Source organism: Stenotrophomonas pavanii (assembly GCF_900101175.1).
GTDB lineage: Bacteria > Pseudomonadota > Gammaproteobacteria > Xanthomonadales > Xanthomonadaceae > Stenotrophomonas > Stenotrophomonas pavanii.
Map to the genome: position 1 here is coordinate 125,259 of NZ_FNFQ01000001.1, position 13,407 is coordinate 138,665.

Genomic DNA, 13,407 nt, shown 5'->3' on the forward strand with positions numbered 1-13,407 from the left:
GCCGTGGAGAAACGGGGGATATCCGCCGGCGCCTGGCCAGACTGGCGTGGGGGCGTCGCACTGCCTGCGACGGGCGCCCTTGCGGCACCCGAGCGGGACATTATCGCAGATCAACGTCCCGGGGTCGGAGCCCGTCGCTGCGCGTCAGGATCCGACCCCCAGGCGCGGCCGGGTCGTCCGCAGGCGTCAATCGCCCTTGACGTGCACTGCGATCAGCGCCAGGAAGCGGTCAACATAGCCCTGCAGGAACTTCTGCGTGCCTTCGTTGTGGATCGTGCCGTCGGCATCGATCAGGCCGTCCTTGAAGTGGATGAAGGCCTCGGGCTGGCCAAGCACGTGCATGTCCAGGAAGGCCAGGCTGTTGCGCAGGTGCTGCTGGGCCACGGCGGTGCCGATCTGGCCGATGGATGCACCGATCACCGCCGCCGGCTTGCCGGCAAACGCGCTGTCGCCATAGGGGCGCGATCCGATATCGATGGCGTTCTTGAGCACGCCGGGCACCGACCGGTTGTACTCGGGCGTCACGAACAGCACCGCGTCGGCAGCGCGCACCTGATCCTTGAGCCGGGTGCCCTGCGGCGGATAGTCGGCGTCGAAATCCTGGTCGTACAACGGCAGGTCACCGATCTGCACGTACTGGAAGCGCGCGCGGTCACCGGCGAGCTTTTCCAGCGCATGGGCCAGCTTGCGGTTGCAGGAGTCCTTGCGCAGGCTGCCGACGAACACGGCGATGGTGGGGGTGGACATCGGGACATTCTCCTCACGGTGCGGAACGCCCAGCCTAGCCCCCGGGCACGTGCGGGCCGGTGAAGATCAGCGCCCCGCAATGCCTGCGCGCACGTCGCGCCAATGCGCCTGCCAGGCCTGGAACATCAGCACGTTCCACAGATGGGTATGCCACTTGCGCTGCCCCGCCAGGAACTGCTGCCACAGTGGCTGCACCGCCGCCGCCGACAACACGCCTTCGCGCTCCAGCCGCGACGGCTGCAGCAGGTCCTCGGCCCACGGGCGCAGGTCGCCCTTCAGCCAGTCGCTGACCGGTGCGCCGAAGCCACGCTTGGGGCGGTGCACCATCGAATGCGGCACATAGCGCCCCAGCACGCGCTTGAGCAGCACCTTGCTGGTCGTCTCGCTGCGCTTGAAGCCCAGTGGCAGCGACCAGGCGAACTCGGCCACGCGCCAGTCCAGCAGTGGCGCGCGCGCCTCCAGGCTGACCGCCATCGAGGTACGGTCGACCTTGCACAACAGGTCGTCCGGCAGGTAGGTCACGAAATCGGCCAGCATCATTGCATCGGCCGGCGTACCCGCGCCGTGCAGCGGATCGGCCAGGTCGTAGAAGCTGCCGGCCGCCTGCGCACCGGGTACCGCCGCCGCCGGGTCGCGCCAGCGCGAAATACGGTTGCGGTAGACGTCGCCGATGCCACGCGCACCGGTCTCGGCCAGCAGCGCGGCCAGGCCGCCGGTCCGCGAGGCCTCGCCCTGCTGCTGCGCGCGTGCCCCCATCCAGCGCCGCAGCGGCCCCGGCACGCGGCCGAGCATCTGCCAGTTGCGCAGCGCGCGTACATAGCGGGTGTAGCCGAAGAAAAGCTCATCGCCACCGTCGCCGGACAGCGCCACGGTCACCCCCTGCCGCGCCAGCCGGGCGACCAGCGCAGTCGGCACCTGCGAAGCGTCGGCGAAAGGTTCATCGAACATCGATGGCAACTGCGGCACCACCGCCAGGGCGTCGGCGCCGCTGACGTACAGCTCGGTGTGATCGCAGCCCAGGTGGGTGGCCAGTTCGCGGGCAAGCGGTGCCTCATCGTGCCCCGAACCGGTGAAGCCGATGCTGAAGCTGTGCACCGGCTGCCCGCTCTGCGCCTGCATCAGCGCCGCCACCAGCGATGAGTCGGTGCCGCCGGACAGGAACACGCCGACCGGCACGTCGGCCACCATGCGCAGCGCCACCGCGTCGCGCAGCAATGCGTCCAGCTGTTCCTCGGCCTCCTCGATGCGGCCCTGGAACGGTGCGGCCAGCGCGGCCTGCATGCGCGCACGCGCGTCCCAGTACGGGCGCTGCGCCTGCTCCGGGCGATGTGCGGCGGCCCCTGCAGCGACAGCGGCCGCGTCCAGGCGCAGCACGCGGCCCGGCATCAGCTTGTAGCAGCGCTGGTGGATGCTGTGCGGCGCCGGGATGTAGTCCAGCCGCAGCAGCAGGGTCAATGCATCGCGATCGATGTCGTTGTCGAACGCCGGGTGCTGCCACAACGCCTTCAGTTCCGAGCCGAACACCAGCGTGTCGCCGGCCCAGCCGTAATACAGGGGCTTCTTGCCGACGCGGTCGCGCGCCAGCCACAGGCAATGCTGCTGGCGGTCCCACAGCGCGATGGCGAACATGCCGTTGCAGCGCTGCAGCGTGTCTTCCACGCCCCACTGCAGGATCGCCGCCAGCAGCACTTCGGTATCGGAGTGGCCGCGGAAGGTGTGCCCCAGCGGTTCCAGCTGTTCACGCAGGGCGGCGAAGTTGTAGACCTCGCCGTTGTACGCCATCACGTAGCGGCCGTCGGCCGAGGCCATCGGCTGGTGGCCCAGCGGGGACAGGTCGAGGATGCTCAGCCGGCGATGCGCCAGCGCAATGCCGGCCTCGGCATCGACCCAGCTGCCGCCATCGTCCGGCCCGCGGTGGTGCAGCGCCTGGCCCATGGCCAGGGCCTGCGCCTGCAGTACCTCGGCCGACGCCAGCGGCGCCGGCAACAACATTCCCGCCAATCCACACATGCATCAGGGTTCCTGCGCCAGGTCGAGGGCGGCGCCAATCACCGCATTGTCGCTTGGAAGCCCAAACATTGCTGCCCCCGCCAGCGGCGTGTAGGTGTCGGCGCCACAGACCCGGCGCAGCGGCAGGTGACCCAAGCCGGCCTCGACCAGCGCCGTGACCACGCCCTCACCCACTCCGCCGCTGTGGCGGCCTTCGTCCAGCACCAGCACCCGCCGCGCGCTGGCGGCCTGGGCGGCGATGAAGCCGGCATCCAGCGGTACCAGCCAGCGCAGGTCGACCACCCGCACCTGCCAGCCCAGCTGCTGCTCGATGGCCCGCGCCGCGCGCAACGCCATCGGCACGCCATTGCCATAGGTGTAGATCACCAGATCTCCGGCCTCGGGTGCGTAGACCCGGCCCTCGCCCAGCACCAGCGCCCGGCCCTGTGCCGGGTAGTCGAACAGCCACTGGCCATCCCCCGCTTCGTACAGGTCCTTGCTCATGTACAACGCGATCGGCTCCAGGAATACCGCCACGCGCCCATCCACCCGCGCCAGTGCGGCCAGCGTGCGCAGCATCATCACCGCGTCGTCGCCGCGCGAGGGGCAGCCCACCACCAGGCCGGGAATGTCGCGCAGCGCGGTGACCGAGTTGTCATTGTGGAAGTGGCCACCGAAGCCCTTCTGGTAGCCCAGTCCGGCCACCCGCACCAGCATCGGGTTGCGGAACTGGTCGTTGGAGAAGAACTGCAGCGAACACGCTTCGCCGCGCACCTGGTCGATGGCGTTGTGCAGATAGGCCAGGTACTGGATCTCCGGAATCGGCAGCATGCCCAGGTTGGCCAGGCCCTGCGCCATGCCCAGGATCATGGTCTCGTCCAGCAGGGTGTTGAACACCCGGCGTGGGCCGAAGCGGCGCAGCAGATCCTTGGTGACGGTGTAGACACCGCCCTTCTGCGCGACGTCCTCACCGAACAGCAGGCTCTGCGGATACTTCGCCAGCAGCTCCTGCAGGCCGTGGTTGATCTGGACCGCGAGGTGGCGTGGCGGCTGCCGTTCGGGCAGGGCCTGCGCACCGCCATACAGCGCTTCGCGCGTCGCCGCTGGCACCTCGCGCCGCGCTTCGGCCTGCACCGCAGCCGGCGTGTACGGCGCAAGCGGCGCCATCACCGCCTGCAGCGACTGCAGCTTCGGCCGTCCTTCGGCCTCGGCGGCGGCGGCCATGCAGCGCGCACGCATCGTCTCGTAGGCGGTCTCGACGGCTGCCGCATCCATCCAGCCCGATTCCAGCGCGATCTGCGCCGAGCGCAGCAGCGGATCCTGCGCCTCGGCCGCGCACAGCTCCGGCAACGGGCGCCATTCCACTTCGAAGTCGGTGCCGGCGTGGCCCATCAGGCGCGTGGTGCGCAGATGCAGGAAGGTCGGCCGCCGGGTGCGCCGGCAATGGTCCACCGCGGCCTGCACCTGGGCATGCCCCACGGCCAGGTCAAGGCCATCGGCGAAGAAGTAGTCCAGCCCCGGCTGCCGGCCGAAACGCTCGGCGATCCAGCCCTCCGGCGTCTTCACCGAAATGCCCAGGCCGTTGTCCTCGCAGACGAACAGGACCGGCGCCGGCAGCGCCTGGTAGGCCGCCCACATCGCGGTGTTGAACGCGGTCTGCGCGCTGGCATGGTTGGCCGAGGCATCCCCGAACGAGCACAGCACGATGCTGTCGGCCGGAATGGGAAGCGCCTGGCCCAGTCGCTTGCCACTCTCGAGGGCCAGTGCGGTGCCCAGCGCCTTGGGCAGGTGCGAAGCGATGGTCGAGGTCTGCGGCAGCACCCACAGCGGCTTGCTGCCCCACACCTTGTGCCGGCCCCCGCTGGCCGGATCGTCGGCGCTGGCGGCGAACGAAAGCGCGGCATCGCGCAACGGGTCGATGCCCGGCACCTGGCGCGAACGCTCGGCCATGAAGGCACCGGAGCGATAGTGCAGGAACGCCGGGTCGGTATGCCGGCAGGCCCGCGCCAGCAGCGCGTTGCCTTCATGGCCGGACGAACCGATGGTGTAGAAGACCTTGTTCTGCACGCGCAGGACGCGGGCCATCAGGTCCAGCTGGCGGCTGGCCAGCTGCGAATCGAACAGTTCGCCGAACGCCGAGGCGCTGAGCGTGCTGCCCGGCAGGATCGGCGCGTCCGGCGCAGGGCGCGCGCGCGCGGTACCCCGCCAACCACGCACCGCCTCGAGGAAATTGGCGTCGCACACCTCGGCGCGGTTGAGCACGCGCATGCGCGCGGGAATCGGATCCGGGACCACAGCAAACATCGAACACCCTCCGTGTCGTTGTTGCATTCCGCCGGGCGTGCCCGGCGCTACGCTGCGGGCATCACGCGGCCTCGAATCGCGCGCGTACCTCGGCGGTCACCGCCGGCATCGGCAGGAAGCGGGGTTGCCCACGCACCCGCTGCAGCCAGGCGCGCACCTCGGGGAAAGGCTCCAGGCTGATGCCGCCCTCGCCTGCCACATCGGTGTAGGCGAACAGCGCGATATCGGCAATGCCGTAGCCGCTGCCGGTGAACCAGCGTGCCTGGCGCAGGTGCTGTTCCATCACCGCCAGCGCGCTGGCGGCACGTTCGTGCAACCGTGGCAGTTCGGCGCGGCGCGGTGAATCCGCCGGGGTCCAGCCTCGGATGAAACGCGCTACTGCGACGCACGGCTCGTGCGTGTACTGCTCGAAGAACATCCAGCTCAGCGCCTGTGCGCGCTCCCATCCATCGCTGGGCAGGTAGGGCGTGCCTTCGGCCAGCCAGAACAGGATCGCATTGGACTCGGTCAACACACGGCCATCGTCGCGGACGATCAGCGGCACCTTGGCATTGGGATTCAGCGCAAGGAACTCGGGGGTATGGGTCTGCCCATGGGCGCTGTCCACCTCGACCCAGCGGTAGCGGCTGCCGAGCTGCTCCAGCAGCAGGCGGACCTTGTGGCAATTGCCTGACACCGACATGCCGTGCACCGTCAACGGGACCCGCTCTTCCACCATTGCCTGCTCCCTCGTATCCGGCCGGCGGCCGGCTGCGTGCAGTCTGGCAAGCACGCCGATGAATGCCAAGCGCGGGTGCAGCATGGCAACGCGGCAACGCTGCCCGCTGGCCGGCAACCTCGATGCAGCTGGTAGTGCCGGCCGCTGGCCGGCAACCTCGATGCAGCTGGTAGTGCCGGCCGCTGGCCGGCATCCTCGATGCAGTCGGTAGTGCCGGCCGCTGGCCGGCAACCTCGATGCAGCTGGATCCAAGCGATTGCCGGCCAGCGGCCGGCACGACCGGCCACGCTCAGCGCGCGCGTTGCCGCCACTGCTCGCGCGACTGCCCCCAGATCTGCATCGGCTTGTCGTTGTAGGGCGCGGGCAGCTCCCCCATGCGCAGCAGGGTGCTGCCCAGCTTTCGCGCCACCGCCCGCGAGTTGTCGTTGTTCTCGGCGATGGTGTGGATCACCTCATCCCACCCGAGCGTGTCGAACGCCCAGTCGATCGCCGCGACCGCCGCCTCCGGCGCGTAGCCCCTGCCCCAGCTGGCATGGCGGATGCCCCAGCCGACTTCGGTACCTGGCCAGTCCTGCGGCTGCCACGGTCCCATCCGCCCGATCCATTCGCCACTGGCTTTCTCGATCACGCTGAACATCGAGAAGCCGAACAGCTGCCAGGCACCGGCCAGGCTGCAGAAACCGCGCCAGGCCACGGAGGGTGGCTGCACGCCGCCCAGGGTACGCATCGTGGCCTCGTCGGCGCAGAACGCCAGATACGGTTCGTAGTCTTCGCGCAGCAGCGGGCGCAGGATCAGCCGCTCGGTTTCGATGCGCAGGTCGAAGATGCTCATGCCGACTCCATGTCGAAGGGAACGTCCATGATGGTGGATTGCCCCGCCGTGCGGATGAACACCACCGGCTGCAACAGAACGGGCCGGCATGTGCCGGCCCGTCGGGTACTGCGGTTGCCTGGGATTACTGGCGCGTCGCTGCGGCGGTGGCACCGGCTGCGGCGGTCTGCGTGACCAGCTGACCATCGACCACGGGCAGGCGGTCGCTGGCTGGCTTGTTGTCCATGCGCACGGTCTTCTCGGCGCCGTCGTAGCGATAGGTCACGTTGTAGCCCTTCACCACATCATTGGTACCCATGGCGATGCGGCTGCCCGGCTTGCTGGCCATGCGCATGGTGCCGGTGGTGCCGTCCTCGTTGCGATAGGTCACGTTGTAACCGGTGACGCGGCTCGACTCGGAGGTTGCGGTTTCGGTGTGGCACTGGCGCTCGGTGCGATTGACCACGCGGCCGCCCACGTGGCGCTTGTCGATCTGGTTGCCGATGAAGCCACCGGCCACCGCACCGGCTGCGGTCGCGGCCTTCTTGCCGTTGCCGCCACCGACCTGGTTGCCGAGCAGGCCACCGACCACCGCGCCGACCACGGTGCCGCCGACGTTGCCATCACGTTCCGGCAGGCGTTCCTGCACCGTCACGTCCTGGCAGACCTCGTGCGGGGTCTGGGTGGTGGAGGTCTCGCGCACCGGATCGGTGCCGATCACGGTGGCATAGGCCTTCTGCTTCTCGGTGATCGGGTCGACCTTCAGCACGTCGGCGTACTCCAGCCCGCGCGGCGCGGACGGGGCCAGCGTGTCACCACGTGCGCCATCGTCGGTGGCGTTGCCATCGACCAGGCGCGACTCGCCATTGGGGGTTGCGGCGCTGATGGAATCGGGCGAGCGGTCGCCACTCTTCATGAAGGCGGCGGTGGCGATGCCACCGACCAGCAGCGCGCCCGCTGCGACCAGGACAGTTGTAGTTGTGCTTTTCATGACCTGCTCCTTGCGGACCATCCGCAACGTTCTCGAGGCAGATTGCAGCACGCGCTGCCTGAACGGAATCTCCACATTTCCTGCTCATTCCTGTAACCCATTCAGCATCGGGAAATGCTGGGCCCGTGGTAGCGTTTGCATATTCCCCACGAGGATTCCCGCCATGGCCAACCCGATGCTGCTGCCGGTACTGCAATGGGCGCGCCGGCTGCGCTACCCCACCCTGTTCAAGCTCACCGCCGGCCTGTTCGTGCTGACCTTGTTCATCCCGGACCCGATCCCGTTCGTCGATGAGCTGGTGCTCGGCTTCGGCACGCTGCTGCTGGCCAACTGGAAGAATCGCAACACGGCCACGCCGCCCCCGCTGGAGCAGCGTTGAACCTGCTGGTCGACAGCCACTGCCATCTCGATGCCGGCGAGTTCGACGGTGACCGCGCCGCCGTAATCGCACGCGCGCAGGCCGCAGGCGTGCGCCTGCAGGTCGTGCCCGCGGTGACCGCTGCCAGCTGGCCGAAGCTGCGCGAGGTCTGCCGGCAGGCACCGGGACTGCACCCGGCCTATGGCCTGCACCCGATGTTCCTGGCCGAGCACCAGCCTGGGCACCTGCCGCTGCTGCGCGAGTGGATCGCGCGCGAACGCCCCTGCGCGATCGGCGAATGCGGCCTCGACTTCTTCGTCGAAGGACTGGATGCCGAGGCCCAGCAGGCGTATTTCATCGGCCAGCTGGAACTGGCCCGTGAATTCGACCTGCCGGTGATCGTCCACGCGCGACGCGCGGTGGACGCGGTGATCGCCGCGATCCGCCGCATCGGCGGCCTGCGCGGCGTGGTGCACAGTTTTTCCGGCAGCCCCGAACAGGCCGCGCAACTGCACAAACAAGGCTTCCTGCTGGGCCTTGGCGGTCCGCTGACCTATGAGCGTGCTCAGCGCCTGCAGCGGCTGGTGCGCGACATGCCACTGGAACAGCTGCTGCTGGAAACCGACGCACCCGACCAGCCCGACGCGGGCATCCGTGGCCAGCGCAATGAACCGGCGCGCTTGGCAACCATCGCCCGTCACGTGGCTGCACTGCGCGGGATGGAGCTGGAGGCAGTGGCCCGGATCACCACGGAAAACGCACGGCGGCTGTTCGCGCTGCCGGCGCTCTAACGGTACTGCCGGCCCCCGGCCGGCACCAGCGCTGATTCGATCATTCCGGAGTTGCCGGCCAGCGGCCGGCACTACCATCACGCCTCGGCGTCATCCTCGACCACTTCAGCCTTCACCTTCTTCGGCTCCAGCAGCATCTCCAGCGCCTTGCCGACTGCGGCGAAGGCGAACGCACCGGTGATGTGGGTCGCCGCGCCCAGGCCAGCACCGCAATCCAGCTTCAACGCCGCATCGGCGCCCAGGTTCGGCCGGATGCCGCAGACACTGCCATCGGCCTGCGGATACTTCACGTTCTCCAGCGAATACACCGCCGGCACGCCGAAATAACGCTTGGCGTTCTTCGGGAAATTGAACTCGCTGCGCAGCTTCTTGCGGATCAGCGCCAGCATGGCATCGTGCTCGGTGCGCGACACATCGCGGATGCGCACCAGGGTCGGGTCGGTGCGCCCGCCAGCAGCGCCGACGGTCAGCAGCGGCAGCTTGCGGCGGCGGCACCAGGCAATCGTCTCGACCTTGACCCGGAAGCTGTCGCAGGCGTCGATCACCAGGTCGAAACCACGGTCCAGCAGCTCGGCCATGTTGGACACGGTCAGGAATGCCTGCACCGCGTCGACCCCGATGTCCGGGTTGATCGCACGGCAGCGCTCGGCCATCGCCTCGGCCTTGTTGCGACCGTAGTTGCCTTCCATCGCCGGCAGCTGCCGGTTGGTGTTGGAGACGCAGATGTCATCGGCATCGATCAGGGTCAGGTGGCCGACCGCCGAACGGGCCAGCGCCTCCACCACCCACGAGCCGACGCCCCCCATGCCCACCACCGCCACGCGGCTGCCCTGCAGGCGCTCGAGTGCGCCGACGCCATACAGCCGTTCGATGCCGGCAAAGCGCTGTTTTACCTGTTCGTTCATCAAGCTATTTTAACGTGCAGGCGCCGGCGCCTGCGCGTGCCGGCATCAAACCCACCGTTGCATGTCCGGAGAGCCCGCATGAACGCCAGCCCGCCACGCCGCCTGTCCGCCGCCCACCGCTACCTGTTCGTGCTCTGCCTGGGCCTGCTGATCGGCCTGATAGCCACGGTGATGGTGAGCCGGGCCCTGCAGGCCCGCCGCGATCCGTTCCCGGGCAGCCTGATGCAGGTCATGCAGCGGCAGACGCAGTTGCTGCAGCAGGCCCAGCAGCAGAACCGCTGCACCCTGGCCGACAGCGTGCCGCGGCTGCAGGCGCTGCGCCTGCTGTCCAACGACCTGGACCTGGCCTTTCCGGGGCTGAAGGACAGTGCGCAGTTCCAGCAGCACGCCAGCCAGCTGCGCGGCAACCTCAACATGGCCCTGGCCTCGCCGCCACGCGACTGCAAGGCGCTGGCCCAGGTGGTCGAAACCCTGCAGGCGGACTGCCGCGCCTGCCATCAGGATTTCCGCTGAGCCGCATTCATCCTGCAGCCGGGCAGCACGCGCACGGTTGGCGCGTTGTTCACGTTCGAAAGGAGAGGATTCGTCCACCCTGCTGCACGACGCAGTACCACCCAACCCACCCGCCTTCACGGCCAGGAGACGCCCCATGAAGATCCAGCTCATCGCCGCCAGCGCCATCGCTACCCTCGCGCTGGCTGGCTGTGCCACCTCGCCCGGTTACAGCGGCGGTGGTTACAACAACGGCTACAACAACGGCGGCTACGGCAACAATGGCGGTTACAACCAGGGCCGTTGCGCTGACTGTGGCATCGTCACCCGCATCAACACCGTGCCCTCGGGCCGCACCGCGCCCAGCGCGACCGGCGCGATCCTCGGCGGCATCGTCGGCGCCGTGGCCGGCCATGAAATCTCCGACCACACCGGTGGCAGCCGTGGCAACAAGAACATCGCCGCCGCCGCAGGCGCGGTCGGTGGCGCCCTGGCCGGCAACCAGATCCAGAAGAACGTCACCAGCGATACCTACGACATCAGCGTGCGCATGGATGATGGCCGCACCATCGTGGTCAACCAGCGCGATCTGGGTGGCATCCGCGAGAACACCTACGTGCGCGTGGTCAACGGCAAGGTCATCCTGCGCTGACCTGCTGCGGGCGACCGGCAACGAAAAAGGCCCGCTTGCGCGGGCCTTTTTCGTGCCGACGGGCGGCGGGTATTACACCGGCTGCACCTTGTCAGCCTGCAGGCCCTTCTGGCCCTGCACGACTTCAAAGCTCACAGTCTGGCCTTCCTTGAGGCTCTTGAAGCCCTGGGTCTCGATGGCGCGGAAGTGCACGAACACGTCCTCGCCATTCTGCCGGCTGATGAAGCCGAAGCCCTTCGCATCATTGAACCACTTTACGGTACCGGTCTCGCGCTCAGCCATCTCACTAACTCCCTTTGACTCTCTCTTGTTGTTGGAAACGCCTGGTGGGCGGCTGACAAGCAAGGGGGAAGCGAGGTGCATCGATGCAGCGGATCGGGAAGATCTTGCTTCATCAGGCCACGATCCACGGTGACCTTGCCAAGCTCAGCGACTGCAACTTAACCCGCCCAAAACGAAAAAGCAACTGGCAAAATCTTTCACTGTCAACCCCAAAACGACCACCATACGGGACAGCATGGGACTCTCATTCATCTTGTATCTGCTAGCGGTCATTTTTGTCCTGATCGGCATCGCCGGCATCGTCCTGCCGGCGCTCCCGGGCATCCCGCTGGTCTTCATCGGTCTGCTGCTGGCCGCGTGGGCCGACGGCTTTGCCCATGTCGGCTGGCCTACCCTGGTCGCGTTGGGCGTGCTGACCGTGTTTTCGCTGCTGGCCGATGTGCTGGCCACGGTGGTCGGCGCACAGCGCGTCGGCGCCAGCCGCAAGGCGCTCTGGGGAACCTTTGCCGGCAGCGTCGTCGGCCTGTTCTTCATGCCGATCGGCCTGTTCGCCGGACCGCTGATCGGCGCCCTGCTCGGCGAGTACTGGCACACCCGCGAACTCGGCCGCTCGACCAAGGTCGGCCTGGCCACCTGGCTCGGCATCCTGCTGGGGCTGGCGCTGAAACTGGCGGTGGTGATCGCGATGCTGGGGCTGTTCGCATTCGCCTGGTTCTTCTGAGGCGGACCGCCTTCACGCCACACGCACGCGGTGACCGTGCATAAACCGTGGGGCTGGCCGTGACCCGGTGCAGCCGCCACACTGTGCGATTCCCGAATTCACCGAAGGGCCTGCTGCAATGACCCTCCCCACGCTACTTCCCCGTCTGGCGCCGCTGGCGCTTGCCCTGGCCAGTGCCCCGCTGGCTGCGCAGGAGTTCGCGCCCAGCACAGACACCTCGCCGGCCGCTTGCGCGGCGATCACCACCGATGCGGCCCGCCTGGCCTGCTATGACCGCCTGTTCGGGCGTACCCCGGAGGCCACCGCCGCCGCCGATGCCGCCGCCGAAGCGGCGGCGCAGGCACGCCGCGAAGAGCGGCAGACCGCCGCCGTGAGCCAGGGCGAGGAGAAGCTGCGCGAGCGGGTCAGCGACCTGTTCCGCCCGGCGACGCCGGACAGCGCACTGGCCAACGCCGGCCGCGGTTCGCTGCTGGACAGCCGCTGGGAACTGGCCGAGGACTCCAAGCTGGGGCCGTTCCAGCTGCGTGCCTACAAGCCGGTGTACCTGCTGCCCGCGTTCTGGACCAGCGACCGCAACACCATGCCGCACTCGCCGAACCCGGCCAACAGCGTGACCACGCCGCAGGTGCTCGACAGTGCCGAGCTGAAGTTCCAGATCAGCTTCAAGACCAAGATCGCCGAGAACCTGTTCGGCGACAACGGCGACATCTGGGCCGGCTACACCCAGAGTTCGCGCTGGCAGGCCTACAACAGCGAGGATTCGCGTCCGTTCCGCGAGACCAATTACGAGCCGGAAGTGATGATGGTGTTCCGCAACGGCTACTCGATCGGTGGCTGGCGCGGACGGATGACCGGCATCAGCCTCAACCACCAGTCCAACGGGCGGGCCGATCCGCTCTCGCGCAGCTGGAACCGGGTCATGCTCAACGTCGGCCTGGACCGCGAGAACTGGGCACTGGTGCTGCGCCCGTGGTACCGCATCCCCGAGACCCGCAGCGAAGACAACAATCCGGACATCGAGGATTACATGGGCCGTGGTGACGCGACCCTGACCTGGAACCGCAACGGGCATGAAGTCTCGCTCATGGCGCGTCATTCGCTGCGCACCGGCAACCGCTCGCACGGCGCGCTGCAGCTGGACTACGGCTTCCCGATCAGCAACCTGCTGCGTGGCCACGTGCAGATCTTCGATGGCTACGGCGAGAGCCTGATCGACTACAACCACAAGGCCACCTATGTGGGCGTGGGCGTATCGCTGCTGGAATGGTTCTGATGGCCGTGACGATCTGGCACAACCCCGCCTGCAGCAACTCGCGCGGGGCACTGAAGCTGATTCGCGACGCAGGCTTCGACCCGGTGGTGATCGACTACCTGGACAGTCCTCCCGACGTGGCCATGCTGCGCCAGGTACTGGCCGAATCCGGGCTGGACGCGCAGGCGCTGGTGCGCAGCAAGGAAGCCCAGTTCGCCGAACTGGGCCTGGACGGTGCCGATGAAAACACCCTGCTGGCAGCGATGGCCGCACACCCGCGGCTGATCAACCGCCCGGTGGTGCGCACGCCCAAGGGCACCCGCCTGTGCCGCCCGCCGGAAACGGTGCTGGAGATCCTGTAACGGAAAAGGGGACGGAGGGGATTAAGTCGTTT

15 protein-coding genes are annotated in these 13,407 nt (G+C 68.1%); 7 read left to right on the forward strand and 8 right to left on the reverse strand.

The features are described 5' to 3' along the window. Nucleotides 1-186: 186 nt before the first annotated feature. The 6 genes from BLS66_RS00620 to BLS66_RS00645 all read right to left on the reverse strand — a co-directional run bounded on the left by BLS66_RS00620 (nt 187) and on the right by BLS66_RS00645 (nt 7,560). Nucleotides 187-747, reverse strand: a complete 561-nt coding sequence (locus tag BLS66_RS00620; RefSeq protein ID WP_053460842.1) for an NADPH-dependent FMN reductase — start codon at nt 745-747, stop codon at nt 187-189. A 66-nt stretch (nt 748-813) separates the two neighbouring features. Then, nucleotides 814-2,757: an asparagine synthase (glutamine-hydrolyzing) gene (gene asnB, locus BLS66_RS00625; RefSeq protein ID WP_074724868.1), complete on the reverse strand. Its 1,944-nt coding sequence runs from the start codon at nt 2,755-2,757 to the stop codon at nt 814-816. Nucleotides 2,758-2,760: 3 nt separating this feature from the next. Continuing rightward, nucleotides 2,761-5,040, reverse strand: a complete 2,280-nt coding sequence (locus BLS66_RS00630; protein WP_074724869.1) for a thiamine pyrophosphate-dependent enzyme — start codon at nt 5,038-5,040, stop codon at nt 2,761-2,763. Between the two features lie 61 nt (nt 5,041-5,101). Beyond that, on the reverse strand, nt 5,102-5,758 hold the full coding sequence (locus BLS66_RS00635) for a glutathione S-transferase family protein (protein ID WP_053462551.1): 657 nt from the start codon (nt 5,756-5,758) through the stop codon (nt 5,102-5,104). Nucleotides 5,759-6,047: 289 nt separating this feature from the next. After that, complete coding sequence (locus BLS66_RS00640) at nt 6,048-6,590, reverse strand: GNAT family N-acetyltransferase (protein ID WP_053460845.1); 543 nt, start codon at nt 6,588-6,590, stop codon at nt 6,048-6,050. A gap of 124 nt (nt 6,591-6,714) precedes the next feature. Then, entirely contained in the window at nt 6,715-7,560 is an 846-nt protein-coding gene (locus tag BLS66_RS00645) for a glycine zipper 2TM domain-containing protein (protein WP_049466688.1), read from the reverse strand. 163 nt (nt 7,561-7,723) lie between these two features. Between BLS66_RS00645 and BLS66_RS00650 the strand changes: the two genes are divergently transcribed. Next, entirely contained in the window at nt 7,724-7,939 is a 216-nt protein-coding gene (locus BLS66_RS00650; RefSeq protein ID WP_049466674.1) for a DUF6116 family protein, read from the forward strand. Then, nucleotides 7,936-8,709, forward strand: a complete 774-nt coding sequence (locus BLS66_RS00655) for a TatD family hydrolase (protein WP_074724870.1) — start codon at nt 7,936-7,938, stop codon at nt 8,707-8,709. The genes BLS66_RS00650 and BLS66_RS00655 overlap by 4 nt, the downstream gene beginning before the upstream one ends. 77 nt (nt 8,710-8,786) lie before the next feature. On the opposite strand, the gene BLS66_RS00660 is transcribed toward BLS66_RS00655, so the two are convergent. Further along, a complete protein-coding gene (locus tag BLS66_RS00660) occupies nt 8,787-9,614 on the reverse strand; it encodes a tRNA threonylcarbamoyladenosine dehydratase (protein WP_049466679.1) in 828 nt (275 codons plus the stop codon). A 78-nt stretch (nt 9,615-9,692) separates the two neighbouring features. Here BLS66_RS00660 and BLS66_RS00665 point away from each other — a divergent pair, with 78 nt between their 5' ends. After that, a complete protein-coding gene (locus tag BLS66_RS00665) occupies nt 9,693-10,127 on the forward strand; it encodes a cytochrome c (protein WP_074724871.1) in 435 nt (144 codons plus the stop codon). A 136-nt stretch (nt 10,128-10,263) separates the two neighbouring features. Further along, nucleotides 10,264-10,758: a glycine zipper 2TM domain-containing protein gene (locus tag BLS66_RS00670; protein WP_005417545.1), complete on the forward strand. Its 495-nt coding sequence runs from the start codon at nt 10,264-10,266 to the stop codon at nt 10,756-10,758. Between the two features lie 72 nt (nt 10,759-10,830). On the opposite strand, the gene BLS66_RS00675 is transcribed toward BLS66_RS00670, so the two are convergent. Continuing rightward, nucleotides 10,831-11,040, reverse strand: a complete 210-nt coding sequence (locus BLS66_RS00675) for a cold-shock protein (RefSeq protein WP_014647720.1) — start codon at nt 11,038-11,040, stop codon at nt 10,831-10,833. Nucleotides 11,041-11,275: 235 nt separating this feature from the next. Here BLS66_RS00675 and BLS66_RS00680 point away from each other — a divergent pair, with 235 nt between their 5' ends. From BLS66_RS00680 to arsC, 3 genes are all read left to right on the forward strand, one after another. Next, nucleotides 11,276-11,761: a DUF456 domain-containing protein gene (locus BLS66_RS00680; protein WP_074724872.1), complete on the forward strand. Its 486-nt coding sequence runs from the start codon at nt 11,276-11,278 to the stop codon at nt 11,759-11,761. 118 nt (nt 11,762-11,879) lie between these two features. Continuing rightward, on the forward strand, nt 11,880-13,034 hold the full coding sequence (locus BLS66_RS00685) for a phospholipase A (RefSeq protein WP_049466684.1): 1,155 nt from the start codon (nt 11,880-11,882) through the stop codon (nt 13,032-13,034). Beyond that, entirely contained in the window at nt 13,034-13,375 is a 342-nt protein-coding gene (gene arsC, locus BLS66_RS00690; RefSeq protein WP_074724873.1) for an arsenate reductase (glutaredoxin), read from the forward strand. Before BLS66_RS00685 ends, arsC begins: the two co-directional genes overlap by 1 nt. Nucleotides 13,376-13,407 lie beyond the last annotated feature (32 nt).